The organism is Alphaproteobacteria bacterium (genome assembly GCA_025800285.1).
In the GTDB taxonomy this organism is placed as follows: Bacteria; Pseudomonadota; Alphaproteobacteria; order JAOXRX01; family JAOXRX01; genus JAOXRX01.
The window spans coordinates 1-565 of sequence record JAOXRX010000003.1 but is presented as its reverse complement, the minus strand read 5'-3'; the positions used below and the strand labels follow the sequence as shown (position 1 = coordinate 565).

Annotated in this window: 1 protein-coding gene; it reads left to right on the top strand. The window is 30.3% G+C overall.

Annotation, left to right across the window (positions count from 1 at the left end; translation table 11 throughout):
• Positions 1 to 84: 84 nt before the first annotated feature.
• Positions 85 to 324: a hypothetical protein gene (locus OIF36_00015; GenBank protein MCV6598855.1), complete on the top strand. Its 240-nt coding sequence runs from the start codon at positions 85 to 87 to the stop codon at positions 322 to 324.
• Positions 325 to 565: the final 241 nt, after the last annotated feature.

Here is a 565-nt window from a genome sequence, read left to right as displayed (position 1 = left end):
TAGATAAAGGAATGAAAGAGGTAGCCATTCTCAAAAAAAATATTAAAGGTGTAGCAGATTATAAAAAAAGATTCTATTACAGGTATGACTTTAGCTTATCCAAAAGCTGGAGAAAATGCAAGACAAAAAACTAAAGAACTTATCAAACAACATAATATCATGGAAATTTTTAACAGTAATATGCTTCAACTCAGAAATTATAAAAGTTTAACAGGAACTGGTATAATCCACTTCAATAACGCTCATCAACTCATCAAAAGACTCGAATTACTTGCTGGCTCGATCTTTGCTGGAAACAATGGAGTAAAGCAAGAGTTCTATTAAATCGCTCATCTTCTCCATCAACTCAAAATCATCACAAAAAAGCAATTAAATGATCTTTTGAAAAAATATATATTGCATAAATAAATAATGGAAAGAGCTATTCACATTTCTTGAATCAACAGAGAAAAAACTGGTGAAAACAGACCAGATAATTTCTTGATAAAGTTTAATCCAACTTTGAAACTTGATCGTGAAATGCAACACTCTCTTGCTATTAATCGACTGACAATGACTTATTCTT